The organism is Microcoleus sp. T3_A4, from assembly GCF_036700465.1.
Taxonomy (GTDB): domain Bacteria; phylum Cyanobacteriota; class Cyanobacteriia; order Cyanobacteriales; family Microcoleaceae; genus Microcoleus.
This window is the reverse complement of record NZ_JAUBOY010000002.1, coordinates 34,881-53,753: the sequence shown is the minus strand read 5'-3', so window position 1 is coordinate 53,753 and position 18,873 is coordinate 34,881. Positions and strand designations below refer to the sequence as shown.

Below are 18,873 nucleotides of genomic sequence, written 5' to 3'. Positions count from 1 at the left end.
CAAAATAGTTCAATTACATCAAAAAACAACCGATGCCCGCTTCCTCAAAACCCCAAATCGCCCATACCATTTTAGATTTTATATTTTAGAGCAAAAAATTGGGAATGATTTACTGTATAATAGTTGGGAGCTTGCCTACAGTTGCATATCTTTTGGGGACTGGTATCACTAGAAGGTATAATTTTAGACGGGCAATGCAAAAATGCAAATTTTCTCCTTCGTAATTAATGGTACATCAGAGCTTTCTGCCGAAAGACTGCTGAGGGCGATCGCAGATAGTTTCTCAAATTGCGCCAGGAAACAATAAAAAACTTTAAAATCAATTAATAGTATCGTTAAATTCACCTTCTCGGTCAGCGCCTGAGAATGCCAATTACCAACACCACCTCAACTTTGATTCAAGCCGAAACACTAGAACTATTAGAATGGCCGCGCCTGTGTCAGCACTTGGCTACCTTCGCGGCCACCAAACTTGGCGTCGCCGCCGCCCTCGACCTCGAAATCCCGGCAACTCAAGCTCAAACAGCAGAACTCCTAGCCCAAACTCAGGAAGCTTATCAGTTAGAGAGCCGCGCTGGCGGTGCTTTGAGTTTTGAAGGAATCCAAGACATCGGCACTTCTCTGCAGCGAGCCGAACTGCAAGGTTTGCTCAGTGGCGAAGAATTGCTAGCAATTGCTACTACCCTCGCCGGAGCAAGGCAATTGCGCCGGATAATTGACTCTCAGGCAGATGTGCCGACGCTCAAAGAACTGGCAGCCCAATTGCGGACTTATCCCGAACTAGAGCAAGAAATCCATCGCTGTATAGACGATCGCGCTCAAGTAGCAGACAGAGCCACTCCTAAATTAGCAGGAATTAGAGTTCAAATGCGACAGTTGCGCGATCGCATTTATCAAATATTGCAGGGAATTTTGCAGCGCCAATCCAACGCAGTACAAGAACAGCTAATTACCCAAAGAAGCGGACGCTTTGTCATTCCCGTCAAAGCTCCCCAAAAAGATGCCATACCGGGCATCGTTCATGACTCCTCGGCTAGCGGTGCGACACTGTACGTAGAACCCCACAGCACAGTCAATCTTAACAACCAAATGCGGCAGTTGCTCAGGCAAGAACAAGCCGAAGAAGAAGCAGTCCGCCGCGCCCTCACGGAGCAAGTCGCAGCAGTAAAACCCGATTTAGATAGATTGGTGGTGGTAGTTACAACTTTAGATTTAGCGGCCGCTAAAGCGCGTTATAGTTTTTGGTTGCAAGCAAATCCGCCGAAATTTATCGAATTGGGAGAGCCAGAATTAGCACCAAAAAATCCCGAAACAGAAGATGAGGAAAAAGAAGATGAGGAAAACTCAGAAAACAGTCAATTATTAATTCGCAACCTGCGATCGCAAATTACCCTGCGCCAGTTGCGCCATCCTTTATTAGTTTGGCAGCAACAGCACGAGCAAGGCTTTCCAGTCGTGCCGGTCGATTTAACGATCGGGCCGCACATCCGCGTCGTCGCCATCACTGGCCCCAACACCGGCGGCAAAACTGTCACCCTCAAAACCTTGGGATTGGCAGCTTTAATGGCGAAAGCCGGAATGTTTGTTGCCGCCCGCGAACCCGTAGAATTGCCTTGGTTCGACAATATTTTGGCCGATATTGGTGACGAACAATCTTTGCAGCAAAGTTTGTCTACTTTCTCCGGCCATATCCGCCGGATCAGCCGCATCTTAGAAGTCTTACACAATAAATCGCAGGCTGAAGGTGAAGAAAATTCCAACCTGACAATTACTAATTCCCAACAGCAAGACCAAGAAGTCACAGATACACAGAACACTGTTTCTGCTCTCCCAATTCTCAAACCTAAATTACAAATTCCCCAAGCCCAATTCCCAATTACCAATTCCCAATTACCAATTCCCAAATCTTTAGTTTTGTTAGACGAAGTAGGAGCGGGGACAGACCCCTCAGAAGGCAGTGCATTGGCGATCGCCCTGTTGCAATACCTCGCCCAACATTCCCTATTAACCGTTGCAACTACCCACTTTGGCGAACTCAAAGCCCTCAAATATCAAGACTCCCGCTTTGAAAATGCCTCAGTAGAATTTGACGACAATTCCATGCAGCCAACCTATCGCTTGCTGTGGGGAATTCCCGGACGTTCCAACGCCCTCACCATTGCCAAAAGACTCGGTTTGCTAGCATCCATAGTCGATGAAGCTCAAACCTATGTCGGGGGAGCGTCTCAAGATGTTAATCAAGTGATTGCTGGGCTCGAAGCACAGCGCCGGAAACAGGAAACCAAGGCCAGAGAAGCAACTCAACTGCTACACCAAACCGAAAAACTGCACAGAGAAGTTTCTCAAAAAGCAGCGGCTTTGCAAGAGCGGGAGCGAGAACTAAAAATAGCTCAGGAAGTGGCAGTAAATGAGGCGATCGGGTCGGCAAAATCAGAAATTGCTCAAATCATTCGGCGCTTGCAGTCGGGCAACCAGACGGCTCAAAATGCCCAACAAGCGACAGAAACCTTAAATCAAATTTCCCAAAAACACCTGCCTTCTCGCCAACAACCGGCTAAACCCAAACCGAGTTTTATGCCGAAAGTGGGCGATCGCATCCGCATTCCCAGCTTGGGCCAAACCGCCGAAGTCCTCAGCGGCCCCGACGCTAACGAAGAATTGAGCGTTCGGTTTGGGATTATGAAAATGACTGTGAAACTGGGAGAAATTGAATCCCTAGACGGTCAAAAACCGGAAACTAAAGCTCAATTAGCCAAGGTAGCAGCCCAAGCCCAAGCACTCGCGGCGGCTAAAGCTAAGCAAGCAGCGGCGGAACCTGCAAAACCCAATCCCGAAATCGCCATTCGCACTGCTAATAATTCGATCGACCTGCGGGGCGCGAGAGTCTCAGACGCAGAAATCGAAATAGACAGAGCTCTTTCCAAAGCCGTGGAATACGGAGTCCTGTGGATAATTCACGGCAAAGGTACGGGACAGTTGCGGCGCGGCGTTCACGAGTTCCTCGCGAATCACCCGCAGGTTTCCCGCTTTGAACTCGCCAGTCAAAAAGAAGGAGGTGCAGGTGTGACGGTGGTTTATTTGAAGTAGTCAGAATTGAGGGATTTCTGGTGGATTACTAATTATATGTTTGGATGCAGCAAAACAAGCTGGAATGAATCTATGATTTAGACTGCCTATAGCGAGTGTAAATGAGTTGTGATTTTTTTTACGAACCGCGAAGACGCAAAGAACGCGAAGTTTGGAAAGAGAAGAGTGTTTCACGACTCATTTAGATTCACTATCTACTGCAAATGTGGCATAATTTAAAGTTTAGTTTCCACTTGAGTAACTGCCTGACTAATGAAAAAAACTCCCTCAAATGAAGTTTTGGTTGGCGACTGTCGTGAAGTGATGAAGACATTGCCAGAAAATTATATTTCTGCCTGTATCACTGACCCACCTTATAATTATGAATTTATTGGTCATAAATGGGATGACTCAGAAATTCAAAGGCGTATTGAAAAAGTCAATGGCAAGAAAAATAAAACCCTTGTTAAAAACATTCCCTATGGCAGTGGTTTAGCAGGTGGAGTCAGAAACGAAAAATGGTATCAAAGGAATCGTAACAATACTCTGGATTATGAAAAGTGGTGCTTTGAGTGGGGTGAACAGCTTTTTCGGATCTGCAAACCGGGTGCGACAGTTTTAGTTTTCAACAGCACGCGGACTGTTGCTCACGTACAAGTAGCGCTTGAAAATGCTGGTTTCTATGCGAGAGATATTCTTGTTTATAAAAGATCGAGTGGTATCCCTAAAGGTGTCAATATTAAACAACAGTTAGAGAAGAAAGGATATGAAAATTCTGAACAATGGGATGGTTGGCACAGTTGTCTGAGGAACGAATGGGAAGCAATCTGCGTACTTCAAAAACCACTGGTAAATAATTACTTGGAAACTCTACAGGAGTATGGTACTGGTCTATTTTATACTAAAGATCAGTTTGGTGGTTTTCAATCAAATATTTTAGAAGGTATACAGCGTGAGAAAACCGAGGAGTTTAACGTCCATTGCACAGTTAAACCAATCGCTCTAATGAGAAAGCTGGTCGAAATATTTGTACCGCGTTTGGAAAATTCTATTCTAATCGATCCTTTCGCAGGATCGGGAACTACTTTGCTGGCGGCGCAAGAATTTGGCATTAGGTATGTTGGGATTGAAATAGTACCTGACTACATAGAGATTATCAACAAGCGCCTTGATAGTTTCAGCGGTATACAGGGAATTCTCCCACTTTTTCAATAAGAAATGACTTTAAATCAAACCCGCTTATTGTTTTTATGAACTCAAACGAATCGTCCCCTGTGTAAACTTTCCAAGTCCCTACTTGGCACGCTGTAATAGCTGCGGGCAAATTATCTTGTCTAAGGATTAAAAATACGGGTTCGTAATTATAAGTACGAAGTAGTGGGCCATAAGATTTGAACTTTTTCAGTGTTCCAGAGTCTCCTGAGCCAATACGATATTTTGTATCTATTGCGTACCCATCAACAATTAGATCGCACGGCTGATCGCTTCCAACTTTAAATGCTGGCTGAAAGCTACTGCAATATGTTCTACACGTTTCAGTAACTAACAATTGCCAACACATACCTAACTCACGTCCCCAATATTGCCTATTTTCTTTTTTTATTATTGGATAAATACCAAACACATCCATTAAAATATCGTGTTCTTCATTCTCTTCTGCATAAATTTTATCGGTAAATGAGTTTTGGTATCTTGCTAAAATTTGCTCTAGTCTTCTTTCAGTCATCATCAATTACCAGATCAGCTAGACTAACTGATAATGCCTTGGCTATTTTGCTGGCATTAAGTAGCGTTATATTCCTTTCACCTCGTTCAACTGAACCAATATAGGTGCGATGTAATTCAGATAGTTCTGCAAGCTGATCTTGGGAAAGATTTCTGAGCTTTCTGAAATGTCTAACTTTTTTACCAAATTGCTCCGTAATACCCATAGAACGTGCCAGATGAAGCAATGACAACTATAATCTGACAGACTATAAGTAGCGACAGACTATAAGTAGCACTCGCTCTCGCGAGGATAGATATAAGCCCCGATAGTTTCAAAGCACTGATTTGATTTCGGTCACTCTGCGGCGTAGGATGGTTAGGGGTAAAAATATCTGGGTTTTGCGGATTGTGATCGATCGAACTTGAAGCCGCAACTTTTTACCCGCAACTCCGTCCAGCAGATAGGATTGCCGGAATCAAAGCAACGAGCTATGGAGACAAATTAACAGATGTGCTGTTGCCCACAGGCCGCAAAGCTTTCATCACTGCATACTGTTTGATATCCTGCCTCAACCTGTCTTAAATTTCCCGTGCTGAAGCCATGCGCTCGACCGTAAAGTCCTCCGCTCCCACAAACGAAACGGGCCCCTCTCCCAACTGGGAAGAATTGACCCAAAAAGCACCAGAACCTACCCAGTTGGACAACATTAAAGCCCAACTGGATTTAGTGCTGTTAGCCTTAGAAGCACTAGCAGAAATTGGCTCAGAGGCGATGCTCAAGGTAGCAGCCGAACTGAATTTAGAGCCAATGGTAGCCGATCGCGTAGCTTTGTGGCGGCTGCGCCAATCTAACCCGCTGCGGAAAGGTCAGGGAGGGCGCAAAAAACTCGATGTGGAGGAAGCTCGATCGCTCGTTTTGATAAGCTGTCATTTGGCAAAACAGCACCAAGCTTTAATCCGCCGCGCTGTGGCTTTGCTGGAACAAATGGCAGAGCAAAACCGCGAACCTCACACCATCGCTTTGTTGGGAGATTATATTGACAGGTTCAGCAACACTTATGGCTCGCGCATGGAAGATGGAGAAAATTTATCGGCTCGAGAGTTGACTGATTTGGCCCTCAAACTCCTGATCGATTTACTGTTTTACAGCAGTCCCGGCGGCCACCGTCGCCTCTGGCTGGCTCTTCTAGACCGCGCTAAAAATTAAACAACAGTCAACAGTCAACAGTCACCAGTCACCAGTCAACAGTCAACAGTCAACGGTCAACAGTCAACAGACTTTTTGCTATGGTTCTCAAACGGTACACGCCCCCCACTTGCACGCTGGAAATTACAGCCAAAAGTTCGCCTCTATCTCGCTGGGCGGGCCAACCAGTGTTTAAATCTTTAAGTTTTGAGCTGCGACTCGACGACCCCAGGTTGCCAGATACCGAACACGTTACCCTCAGGGGCGATCGAATTCAACTCGAAACCCTCCACGAAGCTGTCAGCAACTACGTCCAAAACTTGCTCGGCGAATCCCGCGATTGGGACAGCAACCTCAACTCTCAAGTCGGCCGTATCCCTGCGGGTTCAGACTCGCCAGAAGTCGCGCGTAATGCCGTCATATTCGATCGAGCCGTCAACACTTCCGAACTAGCAAATTCCAACCCCTACTCCCTCCCAACTTCCTACCTTCCGGTTCCGCCCCGCTTAGAGCCCCGCGGCTTGCTCGCCCACAACTTGTTTTTAGGCTCTTTGAGCGCTGCAGAATCCGGGCCAGTAGTTCCCTTGAGCACCCTGCAACTGTTTGACTTGGCCACAGCACTAGATGACTGCGCCGCCGAAGTGATGGCGCTTCCCAACCTCAACCGCGAGTCCCAACGGCCGCTGTCCTCACCCTGGCTCAAGGTGGCAGCCATGCTGGTCGCCAGCGCGGGCCTGACGACTGGAATTATCAAAATGCTCGATCGATCCGCCACCTCCCCGCAAACCGCCACAGCCCCCGCCACAGCCCCCGCCAATCCACAATTGAGCACCGCTCCAGGAAACTCCCAGTTAGCTACCGGTGTCTCCCCCAGTCCTGTTGCCGCCCTACCCACACCCCCAGCACCAACACCCGCCGCCACACCCGCTTTACCGCCCCTGCCGCCCCCGCCCATCAACACCGCCACCTCCCCCAGTCCCAGCTTGCCCCCCATCGCCCTCGCCCCAAATCCCCCCAGCAACAGACCCAGCCCCATCCAGCAGCCACCCCTGCTATTTCCCGCCAACGGCAGTGCAGCCAGCGCCCCACAGAGCGCCCCAGCATTCCCTCAAGGGTCAACAATCACTATTCCCGCCCCCGAAGAACCACCCATTTCCGCCCCCCAAGCACCCGCACCAGTACCCTACGTGCTGCCCCCATTACCGCCGAGACTAGCTCCCGCCGTACCGCCCCCCCTGCCGCCCTCCCTGTCGGCTTCCCGATTTCCCGTTCCCCCGCCCCAAACCTTCCCCAGCCCCATCGAGCCGATTGTCCCCCCCGCCAGTACCGAACTCCCACCCCTTGAGGACGGTCAACCAACCACCGAGTCTGAGAATAACAACGAGGTGGCTGCAAGCAAAAAAAACCGCACTTTATTTGATACAATTCCTCAAGTTTCAGAAGCTAGAACTTACTTTGAGGAACGCTGGAAGCCTCCAGAAGGAATGGAACAAACTTTGGAATACAGCGTGCTGATCGATGAAAATGGGTCAGTTCAAAGTATTGTGCCGATGGGAAAAGCAGCAGCAGATTATATCGAGCAAATTAATATGCCATTAGCTGGTGAGCCGTTTGTTTCTGCAGTTTCTAATGGCCAAAACCCGAAAATTCGAGTTGTTTTGCGACCAAACGGTCGAGTACAAACCTTTTTGGAAGAGAGTGATTAAACGCTCTCAAACACATTGTCGAGATGGGCAAATCCCGGTAAATTGCTAATGTTAAACAATTTCAAATCAGATTTAATTTGTTTTCACTGTCAAGACTTGCGGCGGCGACGCATCGGGCGGATAAATAAAATCCACTTCTACAAGTCGCTTTTCTCCCGATTTCATCTCTAATTTTACCAAAGGTTCCCCCTGCTGTCCCCGCCGCTGCACTAAATGCACGTACCGAGTTTGAGGCACTTTATTGTCATCAGTATACCGCACTCGAACCGTCCCCCTAAAAAAAGTTTGAGGTGCCGGAGGTTCTAAAAAATTAAGTCCTCCTGAAGTTAATTTGTCTGTCTTAATTGGAGTTTGAATTGCGACAGTTACAGTTTGATTGTTGCTGGTAGAATTGTACAGCGGCAAGCTGAGATTGTATTGAATTCCGTAATTGCCGTGGGCGCGGTATGCTGTATCTGGGTAGCGGACTAGCATTCTCGCACTTTGCACTTGATTTGTTCCCAGCATTCCGCGCGGGAGGCTACTTAATGGGTAGGAAAATGCTGTTCCGGGTTGGGGAATTGCTAGGTTTGATGTGGCGGGGTTGTCTGAGAGAAGTGCTCGCCATTCTGAACCTAATGCTACACCGGCAACTCGGCCGTAAATTATTTGACCTTCGGTGATTTCTGGCGGTGTGGGAGTTCGATCGCGCGGCCCGGCTATATTACCATTGTCTAATAAGTTTTGCCATTCTGCTAAGTTGGGCGATCGCTCGTTTCCCTGTCCGTTTCCCTCTGGGTCAACTCGGGCAAACATCGCCAGACTGGCAACATAGACTATACCATCGCTGCGTAACCGCATCAAGGTCGATCGACCGTTTAGCGGCGGTACCAATCCCCGCACCGGTATCGGATGATTCATCAACAATTGGCTTTTTCCAGGTGGAATAATTAACCCCGGCTCAAAGTCAGACTGTCTCCTTCCTCTGAGAATATCATTCACAGCGCGACTTCCCGGCCCCGCATAAATATTACTGTTTGAATTATCGACTTGCGGCGGCAATTCAATAAAAGGTGCATCGGGTTGACTGAGATAACTCGCAGCTTGCAATATATCTAATTTTACTGGTTTGTTGCCCGGATTGTAAACAATTACTCCTTGATATAATGTTCGCAAATCTTCCGGGGAAGGTGCGCGGGCTATGTGGTGGGCAAATATGTCGAAACGTCCTTGAAACGGAAAGTTTAAATGTGCCGCCGGAAATCTTTTACCATCTGGGGGAAATGTCGAAAGCAAAATTCCTTCTTGCAGCACTAATTCTGGACTGTTGCTGTTAAATACTGGTATGTTGTCTAACCGTCCGGGGAGAGCTCGCACTTCTTGGATTTGAACTTTTTCTTGAGGTGCGGGAGGGGTTTGGGCTAAGGGGATAATTGATAGAATTGGCAGCATTGTTTGATGTTTTGCGTTTTTGAGATGAGTTTTTTTTTACCGCAGAGGGCGCAGAGGACGCAGAGGAAGAGAGGGAAGAGAAGAGGAGGTAAATATTTGTGTCAGGGCGGGTTTTGTACGGAGATTTTTCGGATCAGTCCTAGCAGATATTGTGATTTTTACCTCGCCCACTGTTGTAATATGTAATTGTAAAACTTTTCTAGGTCTACTTTATCCATTGCTTGAATTTTTCGCCCACCCATTTTAACTTTTGTGCGTCCTTGACTGATGCCTTCGGTAATAATTTCTGTTTCCCATTCTCGCAGTTGGTAAAATTCTGGATGTGCTAAATAAGCGGTTGCCAAAATGTCCCAAAAATAGTAATCTTGAGATATTGCTAGGGCATAACACTGTCCTGCTAAGTCAGAAATTGGATATTTGCGCTGTTTGGCTAAGAGATTGGAAAATTCTACAGTCAGCGGTACATTATTAGTGATGTCTAAAGGACACATGACAACGGGAATTTGGGTTTGCCAAATTCTCTCGATTGCTATCGGGTCCCAGTAAGCATTCCATTCCGCCGACATATCTTGTCCGGGTTCCATATCTTTGCTAACATTGCCGATAACATTGAGGGCGCCTCCCATCCAGACAATTTCTTGAATTTTACTTTCAATTTCTGGCGCGATATCTAGAGCTTGCGCTACTGTTGTTAACGGCCCCGTTACCATTAATGTGACTGGTGCGGCTGCATCCTGCAAAACTCGCACCATAAAGTTTTGTCCGGGTTCTGATATTAACGGCGTGTCAATGGTTCCTTTTTCATTTAGAATGGGAAGTCGATCGACTGCAAAGGAATCTCGCCGAAATAACACCGGAAATGGATTCAGTCCCCGCACGGTACTCGCCGCCACCGGAACCTCTGAACGCCCCATCAAATCGAGGATTTTGCGCGTTGCACTCACCGCCGGTTGAATGTAGCAGTCCGCAGGAGTTACAATTACTCCCAGAGTTTCGACTTCCTCCATTGTCATCAGCAACACGACAGAGAGATAGTCGTCAACTGCACCGTCGTGATCCATTAGTACGAGTTTTTTGGACATTTTGCTTCCCCGGTGACTGAATTACTGTAAACTACAAATATTAATTTTTTTGTGCCAGAAACACAACTGCCTCAACTATATGAATACAGTATCACCTTACGGCTCTTGGAAATCACCTATTTCTTCCGATTTAATTGTTTCTGGAACTGTCGGACTCGGACAAATTGCTATTGACGGCGATGATATTTATTGGGTTGAGGGAAGGCCTTCGGAAGCGGGGCGAAGCGTCCTCGTGCGGCGCACTCCTGACGGTACAATTAGCGACGTGACACCGCATCCTTTTAATGTTCGCACTCGCGTTAACGAATACGGCGGCGCTGCATTTGCAGTTGCTGGCGGTGTGGTCTATTTTTCTCATTTTGCCGACCAAGGTATTTATACTCAAACATTAAATTCTCAACCAGAACCTCTGACACCTACTGCTAATTATCGCTATGCAGATGCGATAATTGACAAGCAAAGAAATCGCCTGATTTGCGTGCGCGAAGACCATGCAGGTGAGGGCGAACCTCTCAATACTATTGTTAGCATTAATTTAGAGAACGGCGAAGATATTCAAATCTTAACTCAGGGTAATGATTTTTATGCTTCCCCTCGTTTAAGTCCTGACGGTTCTCTACTTTCCTGGATTTGTTGGAACCATCCAAATATGCCGTGGGATGGCACAGAATTGTGGGTGGCAGAAATTAATGCTGACGGTTCTTTAGGTGAAAAATACTTAGTTGCTGGCGGGGTTGAGGAGTCGATTTTTCAACCGGAATGGTCGCCCGATGGAGTTTTGTATTTTGTTTCTGACAAGTCTAACTGGTGGAATTTCTACCGCTGGCAATCTAGAACCCCCCTCAATCTCCCCTTGGAAGCAGAGATAGAAACCAGCTTGTGCGAAATGGCGGCTGAATTCGGACTTCCTCAGTGGGTTTTTGGAATGTCTACTTATGCCGTTGTCTCGGAAAGCAAAATTATTTGCACCTACACTCAGCAAGGCCAGTGGTATTTAGCGAGTCTTGATTTAACGACAAAGCAGTTGACAACAATTGAAACGCCTTACACTGATATTTCCTCCGTCAAAGCGCAGGGACAAAGAGTTGTTTTTCTGGCAAGTTCGCCGACTGAATCTACTGCTATTGTACAACTCAATTTAGCAACAAGCCAACTAGAAATAGTGCGCCAATCGAGCAATTTAAGCATCAATCCGGGTTATCTTTCTGTACCGGAACCTATCGAGTTTCCCACGGAAAACAATTTGACGGCTTTCGGTTTCTTCTATCCCCCGAAAAATCAAGATTTCGCAGCACCTGCGGGTGAAAAACCGCCGCTTGTTGTTAAAAGTCACGGCGGCCCAACTGCTGCTACTTCTAGCAGCATGAATTTGAAAATTCAATATTGGACAAGTCGCGGTTTTGCCGTGCTCGATGTTAATTACGGCGGCAGCACTGGTTACGGCCGAGAATACAGAAAAAGACTGCAAGATAGTTGGGGAATTGTCGATGTTGACGACTGCGCTAACGGTGCTAAATATTTAGCTCAAAAGGGTTTAGTTGATGGCGAAAGAATGGCGATCGCCGGAGGCAGTGCAGGGGGGTACACCACTCTGTGCGCTCTTACTTTCCGTGATGTGTTTAAGGCCGGTGCGAGCTATTATGGAGTTAGCGATTTGGAAGCTTTGGTAACGGATACTCACAAGTTTGAAGCGCGCTATCTGGATGGATTAATCGGGCCTTATCCTGAAAGAAAAGATTTGTATGTAGCTCGTTCGCCCATTCATTCCGCCGAACGTTTATCTTGTCCCGTTATCTTTTTTCAAGGATTAGAAGATAAAGTGGTTCCGCCCAATCAAGCGGAAATGATGGTAGAGATATTGAAAGCTAAAGGTTTGCCGGTTGCTTATGTTGCTTATGAAGGGGAACAGCACGGTTTTCGCCGCGCTGAAAATATCAAAAGAACTCTTGACGGCGAATTCTATTTCTATTCGCGGGTGTTTAAGTTTGAGTTAGCTGAACCTGTGGAGGAAGTGCAGATTTACAATCTTTAGCAAAAATTAAGTTTGCAGTTGCTATGTTTGGGCTAAAACGCAACTGCAAGCTTTAGCATATTTCGCAAATAGGGAATGTGATGTCGTTCACAATTTTTGCTGTTTTCTGTCACAAGTTTTGGCGGTTGATTGTCACACCTTTTAAGGAAATATACTGACAGAATATCAGAGTGCGATCGCCTTTTGTTACCGAAGAAACGCCCGATCGCGCCATCCTCGATTTTAGAGTCAATCGCTATGCAAACTCCTATCAACCTGATTCCATCTGCTTTGGGCGAGCTGTTTGCCGAAGTGAATCATAATGGCTACATTACTCTAGCCGATAGATACGGTTTGATGGCTGCTATTTTTGACGAAAATTTGACGGAGGAAGACAAACGCTCGATCGATCGGCTCCTGCGCTCTGTGTGCCGAGGAAGGATAAAATTAGTTAACGAATTGTCTATGATCAGGTAAGTGACGAGAATTTTCCTTAAGAGTAATTTTAAACATCTCAATAATCAAAAAAAAGTCTCAATTGTATCGTAATTGGGACTTCGAGGGAGGAAACTCTTGTTATTTTGTGATCGATATAGAACTTATGCAAAAAAAGGTTGGGCGCGCGAATTATAGTCGTAGGGTGCGCTGCACCTTACATAATTAAATTCTGCCCCAACGAGGGAACAAGTTTAACGTGCAGGTATAGTTGTCGCCAACTGTAACTTGCTCAAACTTTCTTCAGGCTGAACATCCATCTGATAGCTAAGTGCCGAAGGAATCCCGAGTACGCAGCAGGGAAAATTATTGCCTAGTTCCCTAACCAGCCGATGGTTGCCAGAACCACAGCCCAAGAATAGTAAATTTGCTGATTCTAATTCAACCACGTTTTTCAGTTCTGTAGCAACCCGCCCGATGCGTAAATGAGCTTTAAATAAACCGCGCCATTCCTCAGCCAAACAGCGCGCTTGCCACAGCAACTTATCTGCTATCTCATACTCATTCTTTTGACCAAAAATTTCTCGAAAATAATGCGGATCTATCCAAGTTTTTGGCGGGGATACCGATTGGATTTCCCCTGGTAAAACCATCGCAGGCGCTGCACAATTAAGGGCGAATGTTTCCTCTAAATTAGACACTTTTACCTGGGCAGCCAAGGCATTTGCTACAGCCAATTTGCAAGTATCTTCGCCGTAACTTTTGGGCGCTTCGTCTATAACGTAGACGACTTGAACCGTGACTTCTTTAGTTGTTACTAAACGAGTTTGATGCGCCATCCAAAGGGTAATATCCAGAGCTATTTGACTTTGGGGAGAACTGTTGTAACCGACAATAAAATTGATTGTTTTGGTCGATTTTGAGGATTTTGATTTCTTAGAAACTGGTAATATTGGCTCCGGCAGCAACACCATTTCTTCTGCTAAATTTTGGTATCCCAATGCACTTTCAAAACGCGCTAACATTGTTTTGAGATTCACAGGCTTAACCTCTCTTAAGTGAATTGTTATGTCGATCCGTCGGGTGTTATTCGTCTTGAGTAAAGTAGCGATCGAGAAAATTCAAAGCATAGTTGCGGAGTTCGTAATAATCCTTCGATTCCCGCAACTCCTGGCGATCGCGCGGGTGTGCAAACGGCACTGACAAAATCTCTCCTATTGTCGCCGCCGGGCCGTTTGTCATCAGCACAATACGATCGGACATATAGATAGCTTCATCCACATCGTGAGTAATCATCATTGCAGCTTGTCTGTGATTTTCCCAGATATCCAGCACCTGTTTCTGCAACTTGCCACGAGTTAGAGCATCCAACGCTCCAAACGGTTCGTCCATTAATAACATTTTCGGTCGAATCGCCAAAGCTCGCGCAATCCCAACCCGCTGTTTCATGCCCCCTGAAATTTCGTCTGGATATTTATCGGCTGCCGATATTAAGTTTACCATTGCTAGGTGTTCGTTGACAAGACTAATCTTCTCCGGGCGGCTAAGACTTTGCAAAACTTCATCAACTGCCAGCCGAATATTTTCCCGCACCGTCAGCCAAGGCAGCAATCCGTAGTGCTGAAATACCATCATGCGATCGGCTCCCGGTTTGCGAATTTCTTTTCCTTCCAGTGTCACTATTCCCGCGCTCTGTTTTTCCAAACCTGCCACTATTTTTAGCAGCGTTGATTTGCCACACCCGGAGTGACCGATTACCGAAATATATTCGTTTTCTCCAATACTTAAATTGATATTTTCCAAGACGCTAAATTCTGTACCGTCAGCATTTTTATACGACTTGAACAAGTTGTTAATTTCCAGAAATTCCGGGTGCTTCTGGACTTGGCTGCTGGCTTCGATAGAAGTAGAAAAGTATTGAGTCACGGTATTCTCCTAAAAAGTAGTAAAGTGTTAATTTGATTTCCTTCCGGTTGCGTAATCTCTAAAATCTTTTAGTCGGTTTCAACCGACTGTCTTCTATTAGCCAGGGACTTAAGCCCCTGGCGGGACATTAGGAAAAGCGCAACATCTCAAACATTAAGACTGATAAAAAGACTGAGGGCGGTTTGCTCGAATTTCAAAACTATTCAAATAACCCACCGGATCGCTTGGATCAAATGCCTTTTTATCAATAAAAAGTTCAGCCGGTTCCACTTGGTAATCCTCCTGGGGACAATCGATACCCATTTCGGCAACAATCTTGCGGTAAAAGTCGGTTCTCCAAGCTTTTTTAGCTAATTCCTCAGCATTTTTGGGAACTTCTTTAATCTGTCCCCAGCGAGCGGCTTGAGTCATCAACCAAATACTCTGAGACTGCCACATAAATGTTGAATGATTTCCGGCTATTTGAGGTAAGTTCTTAGGAATGTCATAGAAAATAGTTGCATCTTCCGATTGTATGGTGCGGTCTTTTTCGTCAAACCCTCCATAGTTGTAGTCGCCAACAATTGCTGGTCGCGTAAATTTGTCGATCGCCCCTTTTTTCGGTCTCGCCCCCGTAAACGATCGCTCAGTCAGCAGCGCCGATATTTCATTGCGATTTTCCGGCTTGCTGCAATACTGACAAGCTTCCACCATTGCCTTAACCAGCGAGTAATAAGTCTTCGGATTTTCCTCAATGAATGATTCCATTACTCCCAAAAGGCGATCGGGATGTCCCAGCCAAACTTCCTTCCCTTGCACAAAGGTAAAACCCACTCCCAAATTGCCTTGAATTGCCCGCGTATTCCAAGGTTCTGCCACCATGTAAGCCTGCATCGCGCCAATCCTGATATTAGTTACCATCTGCGGCGGCGGCACAATAATTACCCGAAATTCTTTGAACGGATCGACACCGGCAGCCGCCGATATGTAGCGGACAAAGTATTCGTAAATCGCAGAACTCAGAACCACTGCCCAAACTCTTTTTTCCGACGGCTGACTGTCAAAAAAGGCTCGAAATTGTTTGCCAAATTCTTCCAAATTGCCGTTGTATTCGTGCCACGGGCGCAAACCGGAATCCCACATAGCTTTGTTCATCGTCATGGCGTTGCCGTGGCGGTGAATTGTCATTGCCGCGCACAGGGGTGCGTGGCGCGCTCCTTCGGCGCCAACTCGGGCGTTTGTGACGGCGCCGGATACAACTGGGGATGCGTCGAGGCGGCCGAAGATTACGCCGTCGCGGGAGGTTGCCCAGCTTGCTTCGCGGTTGAGTGTGACGTTTAAACCGTATTTGCGGAAAAAGCCTTTTTTCCAGGCGATCGCAAATGGTGCACAATCGTTAACCGGCACGTATCCTACGGTTAAATTGGGTTTTTCTAAGGTTCGGGAATCGACAACCGGCTTTACGGCTGAGGCTTCTTCTGTGAGCCCTTTTGCCGATCGATCCGCGCTAATTGCACAACCAGATAAAGCCATTCCCGCCGCCACCGAGCCCATTCCTTGCAAAAACTCTCGGCGCTTCCATTCATTGGAAAACTTGTCACTCATATTTAATTCTCGATCGCTAATAGCTAAATGTCCGTCATCAAAAGCCCTAAGCTTTTAGCTAGCTAATGACTAATGACTAATGACTAATGACTAATGACTAATGATTAATGACCGAGCGATGCGTTACCAATTCCTGAACTTTGTCAACCGCAGCGTCGAGCAACAATCCAGTTAAGCCAATTACAAACACCGCTAAAAATACTGAACTCAGGTTCAAACGGCTCCATTCATCCCAGACAAAAAAGCCAATTCCCACACCACCTGTCAGCATTTCCACCGCCACAATCACCAGCCAAGCAATCCCCAAACTAATCCGCAAACCTGTAAAAATGTATGGCAAACTCGCCGGCCAAATTATCTTGGTAATCCGCCTCCAGCGCGGCATTTCCAACACTCGCGCCACATCCAGATAATCCTGGGAAACGCTAGAAACTCCCAAAGCGGTGTTGATAATTGTCGGCCACAAAGAGGTAATGAATATGACAAAAATTGCCGACGGCTCTGCTAAATTAAAAATCGATAAAGCTATCGGCAGCCACGCTAGCGGCGACACCGGTTTGAAGATTTGAATCAGCGGATTGAGCGCCATCATTGCCGGTTTCGACATCCCGATCAGAAATCCCACGGGAATCGCAACTGCTGCACCCAGCAAAAATCCCACCAACACCCGCCGCAAACTCGCTAGCAGCAGCCAGCCAATGCCTAAATCTCCAGGCCCGCGCTGGTAAAATGGATGCAATATGTAATCTAAATTAGCTATTAAAGCCTGATAGGGAGTGGGAATCAAATCGCTGTTGAAGCTGGCAACAATCCACCACAAGCCAAGAATTCCCAAAAAACCAGCCGCCGGCAACAAAACTGCATCTCGGATAACAACGGGTTTGACCCGCTTCCACGTTGCAACTCCTGCAAGTACGATCGCAGATAAATTAAGGTGTATGAACATTTCAATCTCCTTCAGAGTCAGGGCAGGTACAAGAATCTTGAACAATACCAACCTGAGACACTGACGAAGCCAAACTATCTTGTTCAGAAATTTGGCTTTTCAGTCTCTTCTCAATGCCTGCGAAGTTAGCTGACGGGCTAGGACTGAGAGATGTCCTTCTCTACATAATTAAAGGTTAAAAATTACACTCACTCAAACTGGGAAATTTTTAACTTTGCTTTTTAATTTTGTAGAAATTAGCCCCGAAAATTGGTTCCTCCGCTCCAGCCACACGCTTGGTTTGATTGCGCGGTGCTCGATTAGGCTTGACTTTTTAAGCCAATTTCAATCAAGGTAGCACGAGCATTTCATTTTGTCAATATGTCTTGAGGAGTAGCTATTTGCGATCGGCAAAGCTCCAAAGTTGAGAGAAAATTCCAAAAGTTAATTAATTAAACTCACCTAGAGAGATAAAATGCGATCGGCCACTTCTTTCTCTACTTGAGCCATGAGAGACTTTAGCCTCGCGCTGCAAGATCGAATTGACATAATTATACAAAACTGGATCGAAGCTGTACGCTCCGACGACCAACTCGAAACCGCTAAGGAACTCACCTACAATGGCGTGCGCGACAGCGTTCCAATGGTACTACACGCGATCGTAACCATGCTTTCCCAATCCCAAGAGAGCGACATTCGCACACTCGTAGAAAAAAGTTTAGAACACGGAACTCTCAGGGCAAAACAAGGCTACGACGCCGAAGAAATTGCGCGGGAATACCGCTTGCTGCGCTGGGTAATTTTCGATGCTTTAGAGCCAGAATTGTTAAAAGCCTCTGCCGCCGAAGTCAGCAGAGCTTACCGCTTAATTGACACGGCCCTCGACGAAGTAATTGCTAAATGTTTCCAAACCTTTACCCAGGAAAGATTCCAAGAACTAAAGGATTTGCAAAACCAAATGCAACTTACAAATCAAGAACTGACTCGCTTAGTTCGCGCCAATCAAGAGAACTTATCTCACTTAGCTCACGAATTAAAAACTCCCCTCACCTCTATTATCGGCTACTCAGATTTGTTTTTGCGCCAGCAACAAAATTATTCAGAAATTAAAGGTTCGGTACCCAATATAGGACATATTGATAGAGTCCTTAACAGCGGCAGACTGTTACTGAGATTGATCAACGATACTCTGGAAATTTCGCGGTACGAAGCCGGACAAATAAAATTACAACTAGCGCCAATCAGACTGCCAGATGTACTCGCCACTGTTGTTGAAATAATCGAGCCTTTAGCGAAAGCCAAAGGTTTAGAGATAGCTGTTGAGTGCCATCTCTCAGACGATCAAGTGGTGACAGATTGCTTGCGCTTGCAGCAAATCATCACAAACTTAACCAGCAACGCCATTCGCTACACCACAGCCGGTACTGTTACCATAAAAAGCGAACTTTTGCCAGATAAATATTGGACAGTAACTGTCTCAGATACAGGAATTGGCATTCCTCCCGAAGACTGCGAGCGGATTTTTCAACCCTATTTTCGAGCCGACAACTCCCTAAGCTCTGGCATTCCTGACAGTACCGGCTTAGGGCTAGCAATTGTCGCTCGATTAGTTAAGCTCTTGCAAGGTAAAATCGAATTAGTGTCTGAAGTAGGAGTTGGCTCGTCCTTCACTGTAATTTTCCCCTTAGAATTGGATGGATTTTAGATGCTTTAGTATTACCAACCAATTTTTCTTCCCTCTTCCCTATGACTTCTTCCCTCTTCCCTCTGACTTCTGACTTCTGACTTCTTCTCTCTTCCTTCTTCCTTCTTCC

At 46.3% G+C, this 18,873-nt stretch carries 15 protein-coding genes and 1 riboswitch; of the genes, 7 read left to right on the top strand and 8 right to left on the bottom strand.

Annotation, left to right across the window (positions count from 1 at the left end; all coding sequences use genetic code 11):
* Window positions 1-393 precede the first annotated feature (393 nt).
* Window positions 394-3,087 (top strand): endonuclease MutS2, encoded by a 2,694-nt coding sequence (locus QUA07_RS01470; RefSeq protein WP_333322241.1) that lies wholly within the window; start codon window positions 394-396, stop codon window positions 3,085-3,087.
* Window positions 3,088-3,339: 252 nt separating this feature from the next.
* Entirely contained in the window at window positions 3,340-4,281 is a 942-nt protein-coding gene (locus QUA07_RS01465; RefSeq protein WP_333321924.1) for a site-specific DNA-methyltransferase, read from the top strand.
* On the opposite strand, the gene QUA07_RS01460 is transcribed toward QUA07_RS01465, so the two are convergent.
* Together QUA07_RS01460 and QUA07_RS01455 are read right to left on the bottom strand one after the other, a co-directional pair.
* The gene (locus QUA07_RS01460; protein ID WP_333321922.1) at window positions 4,244-4,795 is read right to left on the bottom strand and encodes a hypothetical protein; all 552 of its coding nucleotides are present in this window, start codon (window positions 4,793-4,795) and stop codon (window positions 4,244-4,246) included. The two genes, QUA07_RS01465 and QUA07_RS01460, sit on opposite strands and share 38 nt — an antisense overlap.
* Window positions 4,785-4,997 (bottom strand): helix-turn-helix transcriptional regulator, encoded by a 213-nt coding sequence (locus tag QUA07_RS01455; RefSeq protein WP_333321920.1) that lies wholly within the window; start codon window positions 4,995-4,997, stop codon window positions 4,785-4,787. The genes QUA07_RS01460 and QUA07_RS01455 overlap by 11 nt, the downstream gene beginning before the upstream one ends.
* A 377-nt stretch (window positions 4,998-5,374) precedes the next feature.
* Between QUA07_RS01455 and QUA07_RS01450 the strand changes: the two genes are divergently transcribed.
* Both QUA07_RS01450 and QUA07_RS01445 read left to right on the top strand, forming a co-directional pair.
* Window positions 5,375-5,980, top strand: a complete 606-nt coding sequence (locus QUA07_RS01450; protein ID WP_333321918.1) for a DUF3038 domain-containing protein — start codon at window positions 5,375-5,377, stop codon at window positions 5,978-5,980.
* 80 nt (window positions 5,981-6,060) lie between these two features.
* Window positions 6,061-7,665 carry a DUF4335 domain-containing protein gene (locus QUA07_RS01445; protein ID WP_333321916.1) on the top strand — a complete coding sequence of 535 codons (1,605 nt, stop codon included), beginning with the start codon at window positions 6,061-6,063 and terminating at the stop codon, window positions 7,663-7,665.
* Window positions 7,666-7,737: 72 nt separating this feature from the next.
* Here QUA07_RS01445 and QUA07_RS01440 read toward each other — a convergent pair whose 3' ends face one another.
* Window positions 7,738-9,096, bottom strand: coding sequence for a DUF3370 domain-containing protein (locus QUA07_RS01440; RefSeq protein ID WP_333321913.1), 1,359 nt, complete (start codon window positions 9,094-9,096; stop codon window positions 7,738-7,740).
* Between the two features lie 158 nt (window positions 9,097-9,254).
* On the bottom strand, window positions 9,255-10,178 hold the full coding sequence (locus QUA07_RS01435) for a nucleoside hydrolase (RefSeq protein WP_333321911.1): 924 nt from the start codon (window positions 10,176-10,178) through the stop codon (window positions 9,255-9,257).
* A 79-nt stretch (window positions 10,179-10,257) separates the two neighbouring features.
* On the opposite strand from QUA07_RS01435, the gene QUA07_RS01430 reads away from it, so the two are divergent.
* Both QUA07_RS01430 and QUA07_RS01425 read left to right on the top strand, forming a co-directional pair.
* Window positions 10,258-12,210 (top strand): S9 family peptidase, encoded by a 1,953-nt coding sequence (locus QUA07_RS01430; protein ID WP_333321909.1) that lies wholly within the window; start codon window positions 10,258-10,260, stop codon window positions 12,208-12,210.
* 237 nt (window positions 12,211-12,447) lie between these two features.
* Window positions 12,448-12,666 carry a hypothetical protein gene (locus QUA07_RS01425; RefSeq protein WP_333084085.1) on the top strand — a complete coding sequence of 73 codons (219 nt, stop codon included), beginning with the start codon at window positions 12,448-12,450 and terminating at the stop codon, window positions 12,664-12,666.
* Window positions 12,667-12,878: 212 nt separating this feature from the next.
* Here the strand turns inward: QUA07_RS01425 and QUA07_RS01420 are convergent, their stop codons facing one another.
* The 4 genes from QUA07_RS01420 to ntrB all read right to left on the bottom strand — a co-directional run bounded on the left by QUA07_RS01420 (window position 12,879) and on the right by ntrB (window position 17,080).
* Window positions 12,879-13,664, bottom strand: a complete 786-nt coding sequence (locus QUA07_RS01420) for a universal stress protein (protein WP_333321907.1) — start codon at window positions 13,662-13,664, stop codon at window positions 12,879-12,881.
* Between the two features lie 46 nt (window positions 13,665-13,710).
* Window positions 13,711-14,550, bottom strand: a complete 840-nt coding sequence (locus tag QUA07_RS01415; RefSeq protein WP_333321905.1) for a nitrate ABC transporter ATP-binding protein — start codon at window positions 14,548-14,550, stop codon at window positions 13,711-13,713.
* 153 nt (window positions 14,551-14,703) lie between these two features.
* On the bottom strand, window positions 14,704-16,134 hold the full coding sequence (locus tag QUA07_RS01410; protein WP_333321903.1) for an ABC transporter substrate-binding protein: 1,431 nt from the start codon (window positions 16,132-16,134) through the stop codon (window positions 14,704-14,706).
* A gap of 97 nt (window positions 16,135-16,231) precedes the next feature.
* Window positions 16,232-17,080, bottom strand: coding sequence for a nitrate ABC transporter permease (gene ntrB, locus QUA07_RS01405; protein WP_333321901.1), 849 nt, complete (start codon window positions 17,078-17,080; stop codon window positions 16,232-16,234).
* Between the two features lie 99 nt (window positions 17,081-17,179).
* Window positions 17,180-17,396, bottom strand: a riboswitch (cyclic di-AMP (ydaO/yuaA leader).
* A gap of 171 nt (window positions 17,397-17,567) precedes the next feature.
* Between ntrB and QUA07_RS01400 the strand changes: the two genes are divergently transcribed.
* A complete protein-coding gene (locus QUA07_RS01400) occupies window positions 17,568-18,764 on the top strand; it encodes a sensor histidine kinase (protein ID WP_333321898.1) in 1,197 nt (398 codons plus the stop codon).
* Window positions 18,765-18,873: the final 109 nt, after the last annotated feature.